This window comes from Vannielia sp. ABF1_015, assembly GCF_056160745.1.
In genome coordinates this window covers 1,795,083-1,812,215 of record NZ_JBSWXT010000001.1, presented here as the reverse complement: position 1 = coordinate 1,812,215, position 17,133 = coordinate 1,795,083, and the positions used below count along the sequence as shown (strand labels likewise).

17 protein-coding genes are annotated in these 17,133 nt (G+C 64.9%); 11 read left to right on the top strand and 6 right to left on the bottom strand.

The features are described 5' to 3' along the window. Positions 1–68: 68 nt before the first annotated feature. Positions 69–1,304: a LysR family transcriptional regulator gene (locus ACXAG6_RS09115; RefSeq protein ID WP_475337120.1), complete on the bottom strand. Its 1,236-nt coding sequence runs from the start codon at positions 1,302–1,304 to the stop codon at positions 69–71. A 157-nt stretch (positions 1,305–1,461) separates the two neighbouring features. Here ACXAG6_RS09115 and ACXAG6_RS09110 point away from each other — a divergent pair, with 157 nt between their 5' ends. The 6 genes from ACXAG6_RS09110 to ACXAG6_RS09085 all read left to right on the top strand — a co-directional run bounded on the left by ACXAG6_RS09110 (position 1,462) and on the right by ACXAG6_RS09085 (position 6,380). Further along, positions 1,462–2,199: a PIG-L deacetylase family protein gene (locus ACXAG6_RS09110; RefSeq protein ID WP_475337119.1), complete on the top strand. Its 738-nt coding sequence runs from the start codon at positions 1,462–1,464 to the stop codon at positions 2,197–2,199. Further along, on the top strand, positions 2,196–2,888 hold the full coding sequence (gene ligK, locus ACXAG6_RS09105) for a 4-carboxy-4-hydroxy-2-oxoadipate aldolase/oxaloacetate decarboxylase (RefSeq protein ID WP_475337118.1): 693 nt from the start codon (positions 2,196–2,198) through the stop codon (positions 2,886–2,888). The genes ACXAG6_RS09110 and ligK overlap by 4 nt, the downstream gene beginning before the upstream one ends. 152 nt (positions 2,889–3,040) lie before the next feature. Continuing rightward, positions 3,041–4,081 (top strand): 4-oxalomesaconate tautomerase, encoded by a 1,041-nt coding sequence (locus ACXAG6_RS09100; protein ID WP_475337117.1) that lies wholly within the window; start codon positions 3,041–3,043, stop codon positions 4,079–4,081. Then, positions 4,078–4,968, top strand: a complete 891-nt coding sequence (locus tag ACXAG6_RS09095) for an amidohydrolase family protein (protein WP_475337115.1) — start codon at positions 4,078–4,080, stop codon at positions 4,966–4,968. Before ACXAG6_RS09100 ends, ACXAG6_RS09095 begins: the two co-directional genes overlap by 4 nt. A 195-nt stretch (positions 4,969–5,163) precedes the next feature. Then, a complete protein-coding gene (locus ACXAG6_RS09090) occupies positions 5,164–5,520 on the top strand; it encodes a protocatechuate 4,5-dioxygenase subunit alpha (RefSeq protein WP_475337114.1) in 357 nt (118 codons plus the stop codon). A gap of 11 nt (positions 5,521–5,531) precedes the next feature. Next, positions 5,532–6,380: a class III extradiol dioxygenase family protein gene (locus ACXAG6_RS09085; RefSeq protein ID WP_475337112.1), complete on the top strand. Its 849-nt coding sequence runs from the start codon at positions 5,532–5,534 to the stop codon at positions 6,378–6,380. A 136-nt stretch (positions 6,381–6,516) separates the two neighbouring features. On the opposite strand, the gene ACXAG6_RS09080 is transcribed toward ACXAG6_RS09085, so the two are convergent. The 3 genes from ACXAG6_RS09080 to ACXAG6_RS09070 form a co-directional block, all read right to left on the bottom strand. Beyond that, complete coding sequence (locus tag ACXAG6_RS09080; RefSeq protein ID WP_475337111.1) at positions 6,517–7,911, bottom strand: coniferyl aldehyde dehydrogenase; 1,395 nt, start codon at positions 7,909–7,911, stop codon at positions 6,517–6,519. A 7-nt stretch (positions 7,912–7,918) separates the two neighbouring features. After that, positions 7,919–8,362 (bottom strand): VOC family protein, encoded by a 444-nt coding sequence (locus ACXAG6_RS09075; RefSeq protein ID WP_140013598.1) that lies wholly within the window; start codon positions 8,360–8,362, stop codon positions 7,919–7,921. 66 nt (positions 8,363–8,428) lie between these two features. After that, positions 8,429–8,848: a hypothetical protein gene (locus ACXAG6_RS09070; RefSeq protein WP_140013597.1), complete on the bottom strand. Its 420-nt coding sequence runs from the start codon at positions 8,846–8,848 to the stop codon at positions 8,429–8,431. Positions 8,849–8,935: 87 nt separating this feature from the next. Here ACXAG6_RS09070 and ACXAG6_RS09065 point away from each other — a divergent pair, with 87 nt between their 5' ends. Continuing rightward, on the top strand, positions 8,936–9,943 hold the full coding sequence (locus tag ACXAG6_RS09065; RefSeq protein ID WP_475337109.1) for a hypothetical protein: 1,008 nt from the start codon (positions 8,936–8,938) through the stop codon (positions 9,941–9,943). Positions 9,944–9,980: 37 nt separating this feature from the next. On the opposite strand, the gene ACXAG6_RS09060 is transcribed toward ACXAG6_RS09065, so the two are convergent. After that, positions 9,981–10,298, bottom strand: coding sequence for a GIY-YIG nuclease family protein (locus ACXAG6_RS09060; protein WP_475337108.1), 318 nt, complete (start codon positions 10,296–10,298; stop codon positions 9,981–9,983). A 60-nt stretch (positions 10,299–10,358) separates the two neighbouring features. On the opposite strand from ACXAG6_RS09060, the gene ACXAG6_RS09055 reads away from it, so the two are divergent. Continuing rightward, a complete protein-coding gene (locus ACXAG6_RS09055) occupies positions 10,359–10,877 on the top strand; it encodes a DUF2239 family protein (RefSeq protein WP_475337106.1) in 519 nt (172 codons plus the stop codon). A gap of 11 nt (positions 10,878–10,888) precedes the next feature. On the opposite strand, the gene ACXAG6_RS09050 is transcribed toward ACXAG6_RS09055, so the two are convergent. Then, positions 10,889–11,227 (bottom strand): hypothetical protein, encoded by a 339-nt coding sequence (locus ACXAG6_RS09050; protein WP_475337105.1) that lies wholly within the window; start codon positions 11,225–11,227, stop codon positions 10,889–10,891. 250 nt (positions 11,228–11,477) lie between these two features. Between ACXAG6_RS09050 and ACXAG6_RS09045 the strand changes: the two genes are divergently transcribed. From ACXAG6_RS09045 to kdsA, 3 genes are all read left to right on the top strand, one after another. Then, positions 11,478–12,758: an O-acetylhomoserine aminocarboxypropyltransferase/cysteine synthase family protein gene (locus ACXAG6_RS09045; protein ID WP_475337104.1), complete on the top strand. Its 1,281-nt coding sequence runs from the start codon at positions 11,478–11,480 to the stop codon at positions 12,756–12,758. A gap of 238 nt (positions 12,759–12,996) precedes the next feature. Then, on the top strand, positions 12,997–16,155 hold the full coding sequence (locus ACXAG6_RS09040) for a hypothetical protein (protein ID WP_475337102.1): 3,159 nt from the start codon (positions 12,997–12,999) through the stop codon (positions 16,153–16,155). Positions 16,156–16,304: 149 nt separating this feature from the next. Continuing rightward, complete coding sequence (kdsA, locus tag ACXAG6_RS09035) at positions 16,305–17,123, top strand: 3-deoxy-8-phosphooctulonate synthase (protein WP_475337101.1); 819 nt, start codon at positions 16,305–16,307, stop codon at positions 17,121–17,123. Positions 17,124–17,133: the final 10 nt, after the last annotated feature.

The following is a 17,133-nucleotide window of genomic DNA, read 5'->3' as shown; positions in this document are numbered from 1 at the left end:
CTGATTACCAATTTTGCAGAGGAACGAAAAATCGAAAGGCGGGACAAGCCATTCAATTATTGGATAGTTCAACCATCGGATAGGGCACAGCACACCTCGCGCAGCCGCACCAGCAGCCTCCCCTGCGCGGGCGTCGGATGCCATGCCTTGCGAAAAGTCAGGCCAATGCTTCGCTCGTTGCGCTCCAGCGGAATTGGCAGCGCGGTGAGCACCCCCAACTCCTCCTCCATCTCGATCTGACGGCGCGACATGATGGTGAGGTAGGGCCCGCGCATCATCAGCCCGCGCACCAGCACAAGCGAGGACGACACGATTTTGACAGGCGTGCCGGGCAGGCTGTCGATCTTGAGCGTATCAAACAGATAAGAGCCGGCGGGCGTGGCCTTGGGCGGGGCAATCCACGGGTATTCCAACGCATCCGCGAGCAGGGCCTGCGGTTTCGATGCAAGCGGATGGTTTTGGCTGGCCACGACCGAGAGGGCATCATCAAACAGCGGCTCCTGCACGACGTCATCGGCAGGCGCCGGGTCGCGCAAGGCGCCGATTATGAAGTCGATCTCGCCAAAGCGCAGCGCGCGGAGCAACTCGGGATAGGGGCCTTCCACACTGCGTATCTGCGGCGCTCCCTGATCGGAAGTTATAACGTCATCAATGACTTGCGGCAAAATCGACGAGCGGGCCAGCGGCAAGGCCCCGATCACGATGGTGGTGGCCTCCCGGCCCTGCTCCTCGGCAATCTCATACACCGCCTGCCGCAATTCGGCCGCGGCCAAACGGGCCTGCCGGGCCAATAGCTCTCCGGGGAGTGTCAGGGCCACGCCGCGGCGATCGGATTCGAAGAGCCGAATGCCCGCGAGACGTTGCAGGTCTTTCGCAGCCCGGTGCACGGAGGGTTGCGACACGCCCAGCGCTCGGGCGGCCTGCGAGTAGTTGCCCGCACTGGCCATAGCGAGGAGCGTGCGCAGGTGCACCGGCGTCAGCGCGCCATGAAAATCCTTGCGCACCGGCCCGACTCCGCCGGATTTCTCATCGCGGCTCGCACGCCGCACCGCCTCTGAAGCCCCCTCGCGCAGCAGTTCGATCATCCGCTTGGCCCGCGCCTGAAAGAGCTGCCCCGCCTGGGTGCAATACATCCCGTCCGGGCGCCGGTCGAAGAGCTTTACCCCTAGGTTTTTCTCTATCTTCGCAATTGCATGGGTCACCGCAGGTTGGCTCAGGTGAACCACGTCTGCGGCGAGGGCAACGCGCTTCAGGCGGGCGGTTTCAACCACGGCCTGAAGGTGGCGGATGTTCGGAAATTCCATAAGGCAGCACCGCCGATTGCGGAGAGTGAGGGTGCCACTCTATAGCAAAAATCAATTGGGGCCGCAAAGGTTGGAATTTCCGCACCACAGCGCAAATGCGTATGACCGCGCGGAAGGCTCGGCTATGATCTGCCGTGCAAGCGGAGGAAAGCGACCCATGAGCGACAAGAAAACCGCCCTCGTCATCAGCGCCCATTCGGCAGATTTTGTCTGGCGCGCAGGCGGGGCCATCGCCCTGCACCAGTCCAAGGGCTACGATGTTACCGTCGTCTGCTTAAGTTATGGTGAACGCGGCGAAAGCGCCAAGCTGTGGAAGCAGGAAGACATGACGCTGGAGAAGGTGAAGGCCGCCCGGCAGGACGAGGCCGAAAAGGCCGCTGCCGCGCTCGGCGTGACCGATATTCGCTTCCTTGATCGGGGCGATTACCCGCTCGATCTGGGCCGCGAGACGCTGGAGCAGATGGTGGACATCATCCGCGAAGTGCAGCCTAACTTCATGTTTTCCCACTCGAAATGGGATCCCTATAACACCGACCACATGCGCACCACCGACTTTGCACTTGAGGCGCGGATGGTGGCGCAGGCCTGGGGGCACAACCCGGGGCAGAAGGTGCTGGGGGCGCCGCAGCTTTACCTCTTCGAGCCGCATCAGACCGAGCAGATGGAGTGGAAACCCAACGTGTTTCTCGACATCACCGATGTCTGGGACAAGAAATGGGCGGCGATCCAGTGCATGCAGGGGCAGGAGCACCTGTGGCACTTCTATGAAAACGTTGCAGAAAACCGCGGCAACCACTTCCGCCGCAACTCCGGCGGCATGGCCGGCGGGCGCAACTGCAAATATGCGGAAGGCTTTCAGTCGATCTTCCCGCGCACCGTGGATGAGCTGGAATGAGCGTGCAACCGGGAACCACGGGCCTCGTCATTCAGAATGTCGATAGGGCCGAGCAGAGCGTGATCGACGGGCTGGCCGAATGCGGCGTGGCCACGGTGCATGAGGCGCAGGGCCGCAAGGGCCTGCTGGCGGCGCATATGCGGCCGATCTACGGCGGCGCACGGGTGGCGGGCTCTGCCGTGACCATCCTCGCCCCGCCCTGCGACAATTGGATGATCCACGTGGCCATCGAGCAGATCAAGCCGGGCGATATCCTGTGCCTCGGCACGATCACCCCCTCCAACGCGGGCTATTTCGGCGACCTGCTGGCCACCTCCGCTATGGCGCGGGGATGCCGGGGGCTGGTGATCGACGCGGGCGTGCGCGACATCAAAGACCTGACGGAAATGGGTTTTCCGGTCTGGTCCAAGGCGGTGTTTGCGCAGGGCACGATCAAGGAAACGCTGGGCTCGGTCAACGTGCCCGTCGTCTGTGCCGACGAGCTGGTCAACGCTGGTGACGTGCTGGTGGCCGATGATGATGGCGTTGTCGTCGTGCGCCGCGAAGAGGCCGCCGAGGTGCTCGAAAAGGCGCGCGCACGGGAGGCCAACGAAGCGGCCAAGCGGGCGAAGTTCGAGGCTGGCGAGCTGGGGCTCGACATCTACAACATGCGCGAACGGCTGGAGAAGGCCGGATTGAAATATGTTTGAGCACCGCGCTTTCTGCGGCGCCGCGTGGTAACGCTTTACCACCGCCACATCCCGTGCACATCCTATGCACAACCCGTGCATATCGCAGGTGCAGAAACGTAAAGACATGATGACCCGCACCGCACGTTGTGCGGATGCAGAAAAGAGGCCAGATGAGCGACGGCGTGAAATGCATGTGGATGCGCGGCGGCACCTCCAAGGGGGGCTACTTCCTCGCCGATGATCTGCCCGACGCGCGGGATGCCTTCTTGCTCCGGGTCATGGGCTCGCCGGACATTCGCCAGATTGACGGGATGGGCGGGGCCGATCCGCTGACCTCCAAGGTTGCGGTGGTTCGCAAATCCGAGCGCGACGGCGTGGATGTCGATTATCTCTTTCTTCAGGTCTTCGTCGACCAGCCCATCGTCACCGACGCACAGAATTGCGGCAACATCCTCGCCGGGGTCGGCCCCTTCGCCATCGAGCGCGGGCTGGTGGCGGCGCAGGAGGGCGAGACACCGGTGACGATCTTCATGGAGAACACCGGGCAAGTGGCCGTGGCGCGGGTGAGCACGCCGGGCGGCAAGGTGAGCTACGTGGGCGAGGCCAAGATTGACGGCGTGCCCGGTGGCTCCGCCGCCGTGCCGATTGCCTTCAAGGACACCGCCGGATCGAGCTGTGGGGCGCTGCTGCCAACCGGCAATGCGATGGACGAGATCGAGGGCGTCGCCTGCACCCTGATCGACAACGGGATGCCCTGCGTGGTGATGCGGGCCGCCGACATGGGGATCACCGGAGAGGAAACGCCGGAAGAGCTTGAGGCCAACGAGGGCCTGCGCAAGAAACTGGAGGCGATCCGGCTGAAGGCGGGGCCGATGATGAACCTTGGCGATGTGGCCGAGAAGTCGGTGCCCAAGATGACGATGGTGAGCGCCCCGAAGGCGGGGGCGATCGCTACCCGCACCTTCATCCCGCACCGCTGCCACAAGACAATCGGCGTGCTCGGCGCGGTGAGCGTAGCAACCGCCTGCCTGACGGAGGGCTCGCCCGTCTATGACCTGGCAGAGCGCGGCGAGGGCGACGAGCGGGCGCTTTCGGTGGAGCATCCGACCGGCGAGATGACGGTGGTGGCAACGCTGGAAAACGGCGAAGTGACAGAGGCGGCGATCCTGCGGACGGCGCGCAAATTGATGGACGGGGAGGTTTTCGCATGAGCGAGACACAGGTGATGGACGCGGATTGGCTGGAGTTTCACCCCAGCCCGAAGAAACCCGATTTCAAGCTGCCCGAGGGGGCAGTGGATGCGCATTGCCACGTGTTCGGCCCCTCCCCCGAGTTCCCCTTTGCGCCGGAGCGCAAATATACGCCCTGCAACGCGGGCAAGGACAAGCTTTTTGAATTGCGCGATTATCTGGGGTTCAGCCGCAACGTGATCGTGCAGGCCACCTGCCACGGCAAGGACAACCGGGCAATGGTGGATGCCTGCCGCGCCGCCGGAGACCTCGCGCGCGGGATTGCCTCTGTCGGCCCCGATGTGACCGACGAAGAGCTGGCCGAGATGGATGCCGCCGGCGTGCGCGGCGTGCGCTTCAACTTCGTCAAACGGCTGGTGGATGCGACGCCCAAGGAGGTGTTTATCGGCATCGCCGAGCGGATCGCCAAGCTGGGCTGGCATATCGTGGTGTATTTCGAGGCCGCCGATCTGGAAGAGCTTATCCTCTTCCTCGAACGCCTGCCCACCGTGCTTGTGGTCGATCACATGGGGCGGCCCGATGTGAGCAAGGGCGTCGATCACCCGGATTTTCGGCGCTTCATCGACCTGATGGCGCGCAACGAGAACATCTGGAGCAAGGTCACCTGCCCCGAGCGGCTGAGCCCCCAAGGCCCGCCCTATGATGATGTGATCCCCTTCTATCAGGCTATCGTCGAGCGCTTCCCCGACAGGGTGCTATGGGGCACCGACTGGCCACATCCGAACATGAAGAGCCACATGCCCGATGACGGGGCGCTGGTGGATTATATCCCCAAAATCGCGCGCACGCCGGAACAGCAGCAAAAGCTCTTGGTCGACAATCCGATGCGGCTCTACTGGGCGCGCTGATCGCTTGATTTCCGCTATAACGGGCGCCGCATTGCGGCGCCCGTTTGCGTTTGGGCGCGGGCCACTGCCATGCGGCGGCCATTCATTTTCTGTCTCCACAATTCGAAGGGTGCCGCCCGGGGCCTCGGCTTGATTCAGGTCAAATTCGGGCCGGGGCGGGCCATGTGATACCCGAGCAGGACAATGGAGGACAGCATGGCGCAGCACAGCCACGACTATCATATAGACATCCCCGGCACGACGGTCTTCGACGGGCGGATGGCCATGAAGGGCTATGCGCTCAACAAGATGTGCTACGACTTCAACCGCGCCGAGAACCGCGAGGCCTTCAAGGCCGACCCGGAGACGTGGATGGAGAAGTATGGCCTGCGGGAAGAGCAGCGCCAAGCGATCCGCGACAATGACATCCTGGCGATGATCGAGGAAGGCGGAAACATCTACTACCTCGCCAAGCTGGCCGGGATCTTCAAGCTGAGCGTGCAGGACGTGGGCGGCATGCAGACGGGGCGCACGCGGGAGGAATTTCAGCAATTCCTCGCAAGCCAGGCATAAGGGAGGCAGACATGGCACAAATTCTCGGAGGCATCACCACCTCGCACATCCCCGCCGTGGGCAACGCGATCGACAAGGGGATGCAGGATGACCCCTATTGGAAGCCGTTCTTTGACGGCTATCCCAAGGTTCACGCCTGGATAAAGGAACATAAGCCGGACTACGTGGTGAACATCTACAACGACCACGGCCTCGGCTTCTTCCTCGACCGGATGCCGACCTTCGCGATTGGCGCGGCGCATGAATACCAGAATGAAGATGAAGGCTGGGGCCTGCCCTCGCTGCCGCCCTTCCCCGGCGCGCCGGAGCTGAGCTGGCACATCATCGAGAGCATGGTGGAGGATGAGTTCGACATCACGAGTTGCCAGGAGCTGGCGGTGGACCATGGTTTCGTGGTGCCGATGCAGCTGTTCTGGCCGGGCGCGCCGAACAACCCCGACATGCCCCGCGCGGTGCCGATCAGCGCCAACACGGTGCAGCACCCGATCCCGACGCTGAAGCGCGCGCTGAATTTCGGCAAGGCTTTGGGCAAGGCGCTGCGGAGCTTCCCCGAAGAGGCCAAGGTGGTGATCCTCGGCACCGGCGGGTTGAGCCATCAGCTCGACGGCGAGAGGGCGGGCTTCATCAACAAGGAGTTCGACCAGTATTGCCTTGAGAATATCGTCAACAACCCGGAGGAGCTGACGAAGATCAGCCGGATGGAACTGGTGGAAAAGGCGGGGGCGCAGGGCACCGAGTTTTTGATGTGGATGATGATGCGCGGGGCGCTGGGGGATGAGGTGACGGAGATCACCCGGAACTACCACATCCCGATCTCAAACACCGCCGCCGGCACGCTCTTGTTGGAATGCGCCGCCTGAAGAGATTTTGGGCCTCCGGCGGGGATATTTTCCGGACCAATGAGGACAGAGCGTCCTGCCTCCTCATTGGTCCGGAAAATATCCCCGCCGGAGGCCTCATATCTTTTTGGGAGCAACCTCGAAATTGAACAAACGTTCAGCCGAGGAAGTGCTTTATGATCCGCTTTGTCCATTTGCCATAGGGCGGGCGGATGAGGTGGGCGCCGTTGGGGGTGCGCTGGGTGAAGACCGACTTGGCGTGGCTCATCGCGCGGAAGCCCTCAGGGCCGTGGTAGCTGCCGATCCCTGACGCGCCGATGCCGCCGAAGGGCATGTCGTCCACCGCGATGTGCAGCAGCGTATCGTTCACCGTGACCCCACCCGAGGTGGTGCGGGTCAGCACCGCCTCGCGGGCGGCATCATCGGGGCCGAAGTGGTAAAGCGCGAGCGGACGCGGGCGGGCGTTGATATAGGCCACCGCCTCTTCGATACTGTCATAGGGGATGACGGGCAGGTGGGGGCCGAAGATTTCTTCCTGCATCACCTCCATTTCATCCGTCACATCCAGCAGCATCGCGGGCGCATTCTCGCCATCGAGCAGCGGAAGGCGGCGAGCGCCCTGCCCTTCTGCCTTTTCAGCCAGTGCCTTAAGGCGGTCGGCGTGGCGGCTGTGGATCGGGAGGGTGAAGTTGGAGTCGGCCAGCCCATCAGGGTAGAGCGCTTTTGCAGCCGTCTTCATGCCCACGCAGAAGGCATCAACCTGCTCGCGGGGCACGAGGGCGTAATCGGGGGCGATGCAGGTTTGCCCGCCGTTCACCAGCTTTGCGTAGGCGATCGAGCCGGTGGCCTTCTCCAGATCGGCCCCGGGGGCCAGCACGGCGGGGCTCTTGCCGCCGAGTTCCAGCGTCACCGGCGTCAGATTGGCGGCGGCGGCCTGCATCACCTTGCGGCCCACTTCGGTGCCGCCGGTGAAGAAGAGATGATCGAAAGGCAGCGCGGCAAAGTCCGCGCCCACCTCGGCGCCGCCTTCAACCACCGCCACCTGATCGGGGCGGAAGATATCTTCAAGCAGGGCGAGCAGGGCGGCGTTGCAGGCGGGGGTAAATTCGGACGGCTTCAGCATCACCCGGTTGCCCGCCGCAATCGCGGTGGCGAGCGGCGCGAGGGCCAGTTGAAACGGGTAGTTCCACGGCGAGATGATGCCCACCACGCCCTTGGGCTGGTAGTGCACCCGCGCCTTGCCGGGCCAGAGCGCCACATGCACCGAGCGGCGCTCGGGCGCCATGAAGCGGCGCAAGTGGCGGTCGAGATAGCTGATGGTGTTGAGGCTTGGCACGAGGTCGAGCAGCTTTGTTTCCTCAACCGCGCGGCGGCCAAAGTCTTCCGCTGCTGCTGCGGCCAGCGCATCGGCCCGCCCCTTCACCGCCTTGGCCAGCCTCGAAAGGTCGGCCCGCCGGGTGGCAAGGCCGGGGGCCGGCGCGGCAAGAAAGGCGCTGCGCTGGGTATCGAGCAGGGCCTTGAGGGCAGCGGCGGGGGGCGGGGATGCGTTCATGCTTTGCTCACCAGCTTCCGGTGTTTTCCATCGAGGCCCAAGGCTCTTTCGGCGGCAGGGCCTCGCCCTCCTGAATCAGCTCGATCGAGATATTGTCGGGCGATTTGACAAATGCCATACGGCCATCCCTCGGCGGGCGGTTGATGGTGACGCCCTTGTCCATCAACTGCTGGCAGGTGGCGTAGATATCATCGACCCGGTAGGCGAGGTGGCCCCAGGCGCGGGCGGTCTCGTATTTTTCGTCGCTGTCCCAATTGTAGGTCAGCTCAAGCTCTGGGGCGCGGGTTTCTTCAGCGCTCTCCTTGTCCTTGGGCGCGGCGAGAAAGATCAGCGTGAACTTGCCGTCGGGGTTTTCGGTCCGGCGGATTTCTTCAAGCCCGAACTTCGTGCACCAAAAATCGAGACTCTCGTCGACATCGGTGATCCGGATCATTGTGTGTACGTAGCGCATCTGTGCTCCTCCTATGGCGTTTGACCAGAGGATAGCGCGCGATGGCCCGGCGACTAGGGCGAAAGGTCAGGGAATGAGCACCTGCTTGCGGGTGATGACCGATTCCGACAGCGAGCCATCGTCATACATCATCCGGATCGTCACCGATTGCACCGAGTTGGCGGGCGCGGTGACAAGCGGGATCGGGTCTCCGTCCACCATCACATTGGGGTTGGAAAATTCGGTGTGGCACGCGGCCATCTCCAGCTCGCGCGTCGGATCTTCATCATTGAAGCCGAATTGCACCGCCTGCACGCCGCAGCGCCACGAGACGATGGGGGTGAAGAAAACATAGTCTTCATCGCCCTCCACCCGGATGGCGATCCATTGATCCTTGATCGACTCGAGAATCGGGCGAACCTCGGCGGCGGTGGTGAAGTTTTCGGCCTGCGCGGTGAGCGGTGCGGTGGCCAGCAGCGTAAGTGTGACAAGGCTGCGCAAAGGCATCGGGGATTTTCCTTTTCGGCAAATGGACTTTGGCTATAGTGGCCCCGAAAATGCGAGGCCCGATCAATAATAACGGTCAGGAGCAGTATGGCCGCGACGCGCAAGAAATCAAAGCCTTTCAACATCGTCGTGGTAGGCCAGGACGGTAGACTTCAGTATGAGGCGGCGCTGTTTGCCGCGTCGCTGAGGCATTTCGACGGGAGCTTCAAAGGCCGGCTCATCGTGGCCGAGCCCCAGCCGGGGCCGCGCTGGAGCAATGACCCGCGGATGGGCTCTGCCGCCGTGCGCAGGCTCTTGGAGGAGGAACTGGGCGCCGAGATCATGCCCTTCGAGAGCCGCCATTTTGGCGAGGCTTACCCCTATGGCAACAAGATCGAGGCATTGCGCGAATTGCCAGAGGGCGAGCCGTTCATGTTTTTTGACAGTGACACGCTCATCACCGGCGCGCTCTCTGCCCTGCCCTTCGATTTCTCCCGCCCTGCCGCCTCGATGAAACGCGAGGGCACATGGCCGGAGGTGCCGCTTTATGGCCCCGGCTACGCGGCAATCTGGAAAAGCCTTTATGACAAGTTCGGGCTGGAGTTTGAGAGCACGCTCGATACCAGCCAGCCGGATGAGTACTGGCAGCGGTATCTGTACTTCAACGCCGGTTGGTTCTTTGGCCCCTGCGGGCCGAGCTTTGGGGCGCGGTTCGAGGAATTTGCGCTGGCGATCAGCGATGATGCGCCCGACGAGCTGGCGTGTCAGGAGCTGGACCCTTGGCTGGATCAGGTGGCGCTGCCGCTGGTGATCCACAGCTTTGGCGGCGGGCGGCCCGGGCCGGAGCTGGACGGGCTGGATGGCGATGTGACCTGCCATTGGCGGGTGCTGTCGCTGCTTTATGCCCGCGAGAGCGATCACGCGGTGGAGGCGTTGGCCGAGGTCGCCGCGCCGAACAAGATCAAGAAGGTGCTGAAGGAGTATGAGCCCTTCAAGCGGCTGATCTTTCAGAACAAGGGCGATAAGGCGCGGGCGCTGTTTGACCGCGAGAACCTGCCCCGAAAGGAACAGGCAATTCGCAACCGGCTGAAGCGCGAGAACCTCTGGATGCGATAGCCGGAGACGCCGCGCGCGCCCTGCGGGGGTGCGCGGCTTACCGCGTCATCGCCGTCGCGCCCAGCCGTTCGGCCCAAGCCGCGCGCAGGCTCTTCACCGCGTCCTGCCGGGCGAGCGGGCCAAGCGTGGCGTCCAGCTCTTCCAGCGCCTCCACTGTCAGGCTGCCGTCATGGGCCGTCTGCATGCCGGGCACGGTGCAGCTCTTCATCTTCAGCTGAAAACTCAGCCGGTTTTCGGCGGCGTGCAGGTTGGGCGTTGCCCCCACCCAGCACTGGCCGCCGGTGCGGGCGGCGTAAATCACCCAGCGATCCGGGGTTTGTTTGTAGGCGGCGCGGGCGGTGCGTTTGTCGATCATGGGATATCCTCTTTCGCGGGGCGGATTGACATATTTTTACCCGGGTGTAAATAGGGAGACATGGAAGAGACATATACCGCCTTCAACGGCCACACCCGCATCGCCAGCGCCCCGCGCCCAGAGCTTGCCACCCTGCTCGCCGAGCAGGGCCACGGGCCGGGTGCCGCGCTGCTCATCTTCTCCGACCTCACGGGCCGGGAGACCGACCTTGATCTGTCAGGCGGGCCGGAGGCGGTGGCGGCGCGCTACACCCCTGCCCCGCGCGGAAGGGGCCGCCCAAAGCTGGGGGTGGTGCCCCGCGAGGTCACCCTGCTGCCGCGCCATTGGGATTGGCTGGCCAGCCAGCGCGGCGGAGCCTCGGCTACGCTGCGGCGACTGGTGGAAAGCGAAATGCGCAAGCCGGACCCGGCCGCACGGCGCGATGCGGCCTATCGCTTTTGCACCGCCATCGCGGGCGACCTGCCGGGCTTTGAAGAGGCGATACGTGCACTCTACGCGGACGAGGGTTTTGCCAAGGCGATAGCGAGCTGGCCGGAAGACATTCGCACCCACGCGCTAGGGTTGGCCGGTGAAGGCTGAATCGTGAGGGCCTAGCCGTAGTCCCCGCCACTTTCGGAGCCGCGGAGCCATATGTTGTAGGCCTTTTCGCAGCCTTCCGGCGTAGGCGAGAAGCATTTGATCCACTGGCCGGTTGCATTCAGTTCCCAGATCTCCTCGCTCTTTCCACCCTCGTAGATCGCCCGTTCGCGGCGGGTCTTGAAGGAGCGCGCGCCGATCGTCACCTCGCCGTCGGGCAGCTTTTCAATCTTCACCGGGCGCTCGATACCGTATTTGGGCGCAATGCCGAGGCCGGTCCCGTCGGAGCAGGCGGCTAGGATCGATGCTGCCCCCAGTAGCCCTAAAAACCTTAAAGACTCTGTCATCATCATACCTTTCGAAAAACATTCGTTGCCGCCGATGACGGCGTAAGAATAATGGTAGTGACGTAGCGTCACCCGGATCGGGGCGTCGTGTCAAACGCGGGCGGTTGCGCCGGGGTGGTGTGGCGGCCGCCACTGGTGATTGCGCGCATGATGATGATGCAGCGTTTTCACACCATGCCGCCCCGTGTTGGCGTTGCCCCCGCCACGCGCTTTGCCTAGGGTCACGCGCAAAACCAGCCCCAAGGGAGGACAATCCATGAGCCACGGCTTCGATACGCTTCAAATTCACGCAGGTGCACGGCCAGATCCGGCAACAGGCGCACGTCAGACGCCGATCTACCAGAGCACCGCCTACGTGTTCCGCGATGCCGACCATGCCGCCGCGCTCTTCAACCTTCAGGAGGTCGGCTACATCTACTCGCGGCTGACCAACCCGACGGTGGCCGTTCTGCAGGAGCGTGTTGCCACGCTGGAAGGTGGCGCGGGGGCGGTGTGCTGCTCCTCCGGCCATGCCGCGCAGATTATGGCGCTGTTCCCGCTGATGGGACCGGGGCTGAACGTGGTGGTCTCGACCCGGCTTTACGGCGGCTCGATCACCCAGTTCAGCCAGACGATCAAGCGCTTCGGCTGGTCAGCCAAGTTTGTGGACTTCGACGATCTCGACGCGGTGGAAGCGGCGATTGACGACGACACCCGCGCCGTCTTCTGCGAGTCCATCGCCAACCCGGGCGGCTACATCACCGACCTGCCGGCGATTGCCAAGATCTCCGACAAGGCGGGCCTGCCGCTGATCGTGGATAACACCTCGGCCACCCCCTACCTCTGCCGCCCGATCGAGCATGGCGCCACGCTGGTTGTGCATTCGATGACCAAATACCTCACCGGCAACGGCACGGTAACAGGCGGCGTGGTGGTGGATTCCGGCAAGTTCGACTGGGCGGCGAGCGGCAAGTTCCCCTCGCTCAGCGAGCCGGAGCCTGCCTACCACGGCCTCAAGTTTGCCGAAACCTTCGGCCCGCTTGCCTTCACCTTCCACGGCATCGCCATCGGGCTGCGTGACCTCGGGATGACGCTGAACCCGCAGGCCGCCCATTACACCTTGATGGGGATCGAGACGCTGAGCCTTCGGATGGAGCGCCACGTCGAAAACGCCAAGAAGGTCGCGGCCTGGCTGGAGACCAATCCGAACGTCAAGGAAGTGACCTACGCCGGGCTGCCCTCCTCGCCCTATGCCGACCGGGTGAAAACCGTGTGCCCCAAGGGCGCGGGCGGCCTCTTCACGGTTGCGCTGAAGGGCGGCTACGAGGCCTGTGTGAAGGCGGTGGACAGCCTTGAACTGTTCTCCCACGTGGCCAACCTCGGCGACACCCGCAGCCTCGTGATCCACTCCGCCTCCACCACGCACCGCCAGCTCACCGAAGAGCAGCAGGTGGCGGCGGGCGCGGCGCCGGATGTGCTGCGTCTGTCGATCGGGATCGAGGATGCCGACGATCTGATCGCCGATCTGGAGCAGGCGCTGCAAAAGGCCCACGGCTAACGGCGGAAAACCGCGCAGAGCGGGCTTGCAGTTTCACGACATTGTCAGCCCCGCCCTGCCACAAATCCGGCCCCTCCGAGGGCCGGATTTTTTGTTTTGCAACAACGGGCTTCGCGGCACAGTGAATGTAGCGGCGTGGAAAGTGGGAAAAATTGAAAACCTGACGTTAAGCCTGTATAGACTATAGCAGTTTCTCATGTGCCCCCGAGGCGCACCCTCTTTGGTTGGAAATCCTTGGATGACGCCCCAATTCGCCCTCGACCTCAGCCCTGACGGTATTTCGCTTCTGCGCCGGGCCGATGACGGCTGGCGGCGGGTTGGTGTGGTGTCACTGGACGCCGACGGCTTGGCCGACGATCTCGCCGCTCTGCGCGAGAAGGGCAGCGGCGGCGCGGAACTGACGACCAAGCTCATCATTCCCAACAGCCAGATCCTCTTCACCACCTGCCCGGCCAGCGGCAAGGATGAGTTGGCCGACGAGGTGCGCGTGCGCGCCGCGCTGGTTGGCGCGACGCCCTATGAGGTGACCGATCTGGTGTTTGACTGGGAGTCGGACGGGGAGACGCTGCACATCGCCGTGGTCGCCCGCGAAACCCTTGATGAAGCCCGCGCCTTCGCCCGTGAATACGGGTTTGGCCCGGTCGGCTTTGTCGCCGTGCCGCCGCGCGGGGCCTTCCTGAGAGAGCCGTTCTTTGGCCCGGCAGACCGTGGCCCCGGTGCCCCGCCCGCGATGCTGACAGAGGCCGAGCCGATCGAAGTGGTTGGCGACTGGGCAGAGCCAGAGGCGGCGGAAGATGTGGTGGTGGCCCAAGTCGCTGCGGCGGAAGTGGGCACGCCCGAGGCCAAAGCACCCGAGGCCGAACTGCTCGTGCCCGAGGTCGAAGCGACAGAGGCGGCGCCTGAGCCTGTGGCGGAAGATGCACCGGTCGCCGAGAGCATCGAGGCTGAGGCTGAGGCTGAGGCTGAGGCTGAGGCTGAGGCTGAGGAAAGTGTGGCGGATGTCGTCGAAGCGGAAGAGCCCAAGCTCGAAGACGCATCCGCAGCCCCGCAGCAAGAGGCCGAGCCGGTTGAGCCCGAGCCCGCTCCTGCGCCCGAAGCGACACTTGCTGCCGACCCCACGGCGGCAGACCCTTCCGAGGATGAGCCGCAGGCGGCGACTGAAATCGCAGCCGAACCCTCCGCTCCGGAGGAACCCGAAGCCGAGATGGCCGCGCAGGTGGAGATGCCGCAGGATGCGGCTGAACCGGTCGTGGACACCCCTGCCGAGCCCACCGTGGCCGCCGATGCTGTGCCCGCCGAAGAGCCGGTGCCGATGCCCTCTTTCAGCTCGATCCGCGCCACGGCAAGCGAAGGGCTGGCCCCCAAGCTGGGCGGTGCGCGCGATGAAGCGGCCAAACGCCCGGCCCGCAAGCTGGGCGGCGCTTTGCGCGGCGACGCGCCTGCCTCGCCGGCAGAAAAACCCAAGCGCAGCAAGGCGCCAGCCGCCCCGGCAGCCCCCGCGCCCGAAGCGGCCAAGGCCCTCGAAGCAGCGCCTGTCGCCCAAACCGATGCGCAAGACGCCGAAGCGCCCACCGCCGAACTCGCCCCGCAAGACAGCAACCCGCGCAGCAAGGTCGCCTTTGCCGCCTTCCGCGACAAGGTCGCCAGCCTGAGCCGCCCTGCGGCGGAACGCGGCGCGCTGACGCCGGAAATCATTGCAGCCCCCCTCCCGCGCCCCGAGCCGGAAGACCTGCCCGAGCGCGTTTCGCAAGAGGCCCCAAGCGGCGAGCTGACCATCTTTGGCGCACGCGGCAAGGCGGCTGCCAAACCCCGCAAGGGCTTCCCCGTGGCGCTCACCGTTGCGCTGGTGCTGTTGCTGGGCGGGGCCGGGCTGTGGTCCAAGCTGTTCCTTTCCAGCGATGACGGTTCCACGGCGCAGACCACCGCAGAAGGCGAGCAGGTGATCGCCAGTGCCACCGCCGTGCCGCTGCTGGGCGATGATGGCGCGCTGACCAGGTCGATCACCTTCTCCGAAGCCGGCACCAGCGGCGCAACCACCGACGTTGAGGGCGAGGCCGAGCTGGCCGAGGCGCTGCAGGCACCGCTGGATGACATTGAGGCCAGCGAGTCGGTCGATCTGGCCAGCCTGACGGACGATCCCTTCTCGGCCCTGCCCGAAGAAGAGCCGCAGCTGGCCGAGCCGATGTTTGAAAACCCGCCGCTGCCCGAGGTCGACGCCGATGCCGCCTCTGCCGAGGACGAATTGGCCGATGCCGAGCCCGAAATGGCAGCAGCGCAGCGGATGTCGCCCGAAGAGGCGCAGGCCGCCTATGACGAAAGCGGCGTTTGGCAGCAGGCCCCGGTGCCCGCTTCGCTCCCCGAGGAGGAGAGCACCGACGATATCTACATCGCCTCGATCGACCCAAGCGTGCGCCCGCATGATGCCGTAGCCCTGCCCCGTGCCGATACCGGCGGCGGCAGCGATGCGGCCCTGCCGCGCCAGCCCGCCCCAGTGCCCCCGGGGCAGGTGGTGGAGTTTGAGGAAGACGGCGCAATTCGCCCGACGCAAGAGGGCGTGGTGACGGCAGAGGGCATCACGCTCTATGCCGGGCGCCCACATGTGGTGCCCCGCGCCCGCACCCGCGAAGAGGCCGAGGCCGCAACCGCTGATGACACCGCCTCCGAGGCCGACAATCGCCTAGCCGGCCTGCGGCCCCGTGCCCGGCCCGAGGGGATCGTTGAAGAGAACGAGAAGGCCGAATTGGGCGGGCGCACCCGCGCCGAGCTGGCCGGTCTGCGCCCCAAGAAACGCCCGCAATCGGTGCAGGACGAGGCCGAGGCCGCGCGTCAGGCCGCCATTGAAGAGGCCGTGCGCGACAGCGCCGAAGAGGCCGCGGAGTTGCAGCAGGATGAAGAGCGCGCGCAGGCGGAGGCCAAGGCCCGCGCCGAGGCCGAGTTGCGCAATGCCTCGCGCCTTGCCGTTGCCTCCTCGCGCACCCCTGCCGCCAAACCCCGCGGCTTCGAGCGCAAGGTTGCTGCCGCCCGCAAACGCGCCGAGCGCGAGGCCGCCGAGGCCCGCAAACAGGCTGCAGCCGCCCAGAAACAAAAAGAGACGACAGCCACCGCCGCAGTGGCCCTGCCGCGCAATCAAAAGGTGCGCCCCAGCGCGCCCTCCAGCGCCTCGGTCGCCAAGGCCGCAACCAACCGCAACGCGATCAAGCTGCGCGACGTCAACCTGATCGGCGTCTTCGGCTCGCCCTCGCAGCGCCGCGCCCTCGTGCGCCTGCCCTCGGGTCGGCTGGTGAAGGTGAAGCCGGGTGACAGGCTGGACGGCGGCAAAGTGGCTGCCATCGGCAAGAGCGAGCTGCGCTACGTCAAACGTGGCCGCAACATCACCCTGTCGATGCCGAGCGGCTGACCGGCCAACCACCCAAGCCCCCGGCCCCATATCATCGGGCCACCGCCCCACCACCACGCCACGGCCCGCCGCACGCGCGCCTGCTGGCGGTTTGACATCGCCGCGCGGGCGGTGTTCCTCTGCGCCGGACTGGCATCGGGAGAGACAGCATGAAATCGGTAGAGGTTGGCAGCGTTACAATCGCAAATGACCGGCGCTTTGCGCTGCTGGCGGGCCCGTGCCAACTGGAGAGCCTCGATCACGCGCGGATGCTGGCCGAGAAGATCGGCAAGGCGGCGGAGGCGCGCGGCGTGCCCTTCATCTTCAAGGCCAGCTACGACAAGGCCAACCGCACCTCGCTTTCGGGCAAGCGCGGCCTCGGCATCGAGAAGGGGCTGGATGTGCTCGCTACCGTGCGCGAAGAGTTCGGCTGCCCCGTGGTGACAGATGTGCATGACGTGGCGCAGGCCAAACGCGCGGGCGAGGTTGTGGACATCCTGCAAATTCCCGCCTTCCTCTGCCGCCAGACAGACCTGCTGCTCGCCGCAGGCGAGACCGGCTGCGCGGTGAACGTGAAAAAGGGTCAGTTCCTCGCACCCTGGGACATGGGCAATGTGGCCGAGAAGATCGCCAGCACGGGGAACGAGCGGATCATGCTCTGCGAGCGCGGCACCAGCTTTGGCTACAATGCGCTGGTGAGCGACTTCCGCAGCCTGCCAATTATGGCCGAAACCGGCTACCCGGTGGTATTTGACGCCACCCATTCGGTGCAGCAACCCGGCGGGCTGGGCGGCTCAACGGGCGGCAAGCGCGAATATGTGCCGGTGCTGGCGGCAGCGGCGATAGCGGCGGGCTGTGCGGCGGTGTTCATGGAGGTGCATGAAGACCCAGACAACGCCCCTTCGGACGGGCCGAACATGCTCCGGCTGGAAGACTTGCCGGCCGTGCTGGATCGTCTGGTCGCACTGGATGATGTGACAAAGGGCTGAGGCGGGGGCC

Coding starts and splice junctions, on each gene's coding strand:
- ACXAG6_RS09045 (WP_475337104.1), top strand. CDS start 11,478: ATGAGCCACGGCTTCGATACGCTTCAAATTCACGCAGGTGCACGGCCA.
- ACXAG6_RS09100 (WP_475337117.1), top strand. CDS start 3,041: ATGAGCGACGGCGTGAAATGCATGTGGATGCGCGGCGGCACCTCCAAG.
- kdsA (WP_475337101.1), top strand. CDS start 16,305: ATGAAATCGGTAGAGGTTGGCAGCGTTACAATCGCAAATGACCGGCGC.
- ACXAG6_RS09050 (WP_475337105.1), bottom strand. CDS start 11,227: ATGATGATGACAGAGTCTTTAAGGTTTTTAGGGCTACTGGGGGCAGCA.
- ACXAG6_RS09115 (WP_475337120.1), bottom strand. CDS start 1,304: ATGGAATTTCCGAACATCCGCCACCTTCAGGCCGTGGTTGAAACCGCC.
- ligK (WP_475337118.1), top strand. CDS start 2,196: ATGAGCGTGCAACCGGGAACCACGGGCCTCGTCATTCAGAATGTCGAT.
- ACXAG6_RS09110 (WP_475337119.1), top strand. CDS start 1,462: ATGAGCGACAAGAAAACCGCCCTCGTCATCAGCGCCCATTCGGCAGAT.
- ACXAG6_RS09095 (WP_475337115.1), top strand. CDS start 4,078: ATGAGCGAGACACAGGTGATGGACGCGGATTGGCTGGAGTTTCACCCC.
- ACXAG6_RS09090 (WP_475337114.1), top strand. CDS start 5,164: ATGGCGCAGCACAGCCACGACTATCATATAGACATCCCCGGCACGACG.
- ACXAG6_RS09065 (WP_475337109.1), top strand. CDS start 8,936: ATGGCCGCGACGCGCAAGAAATCAAAGCCTTTCAACATCGTCGTGGTA.
- ACXAG6_RS09075 (WP_140013598.1), bottom strand. CDS start 8,362: ATGCGCTACGTACACACAATGATCCGGATCACCGATGTCGACGAGAGT.
- ACXAG6_RS09085 (WP_475337112.1), top strand. CDS start 5,532: ATGGCACAAATTCTCGGAGGCATCACCACCTCGCACATCCCCGCCGTG.
- ACXAG6_RS09080 (WP_475337111.1), bottom strand. CDS start 7,911: ATGAACGCATCCCCGCCCCCCGCCGCTGCCCTCAAGGCCCTGCTCGAT.
- ACXAG6_RS09040 (WP_475337102.1), top strand. CDS start 12,997: ATGACGCCCCAATTCGCCCTCGACCTCAGCCCTGACGGTATTTCGCTT.
- ACXAG6_RS09055 (WP_475337106.1), top strand. CDS start 10,359: ATGGAAGAGACATATACCGCCTTCAACGGCCACACCCGCATCGCCAGC.
- ACXAG6_RS09070 (WP_140013597.1), bottom strand. CDS start 8,848: ATGCCTTTGCGCAGCCTTGTCACACTTACGCTGCTGGCCACCGCACCG.
- ACXAG6_RS09060 (WP_475337108.1), bottom strand. CDS start 10,298: ATGATCGACAAACGCACCGCCCGCGCCGCCTACAAACAAACCCCGGAT.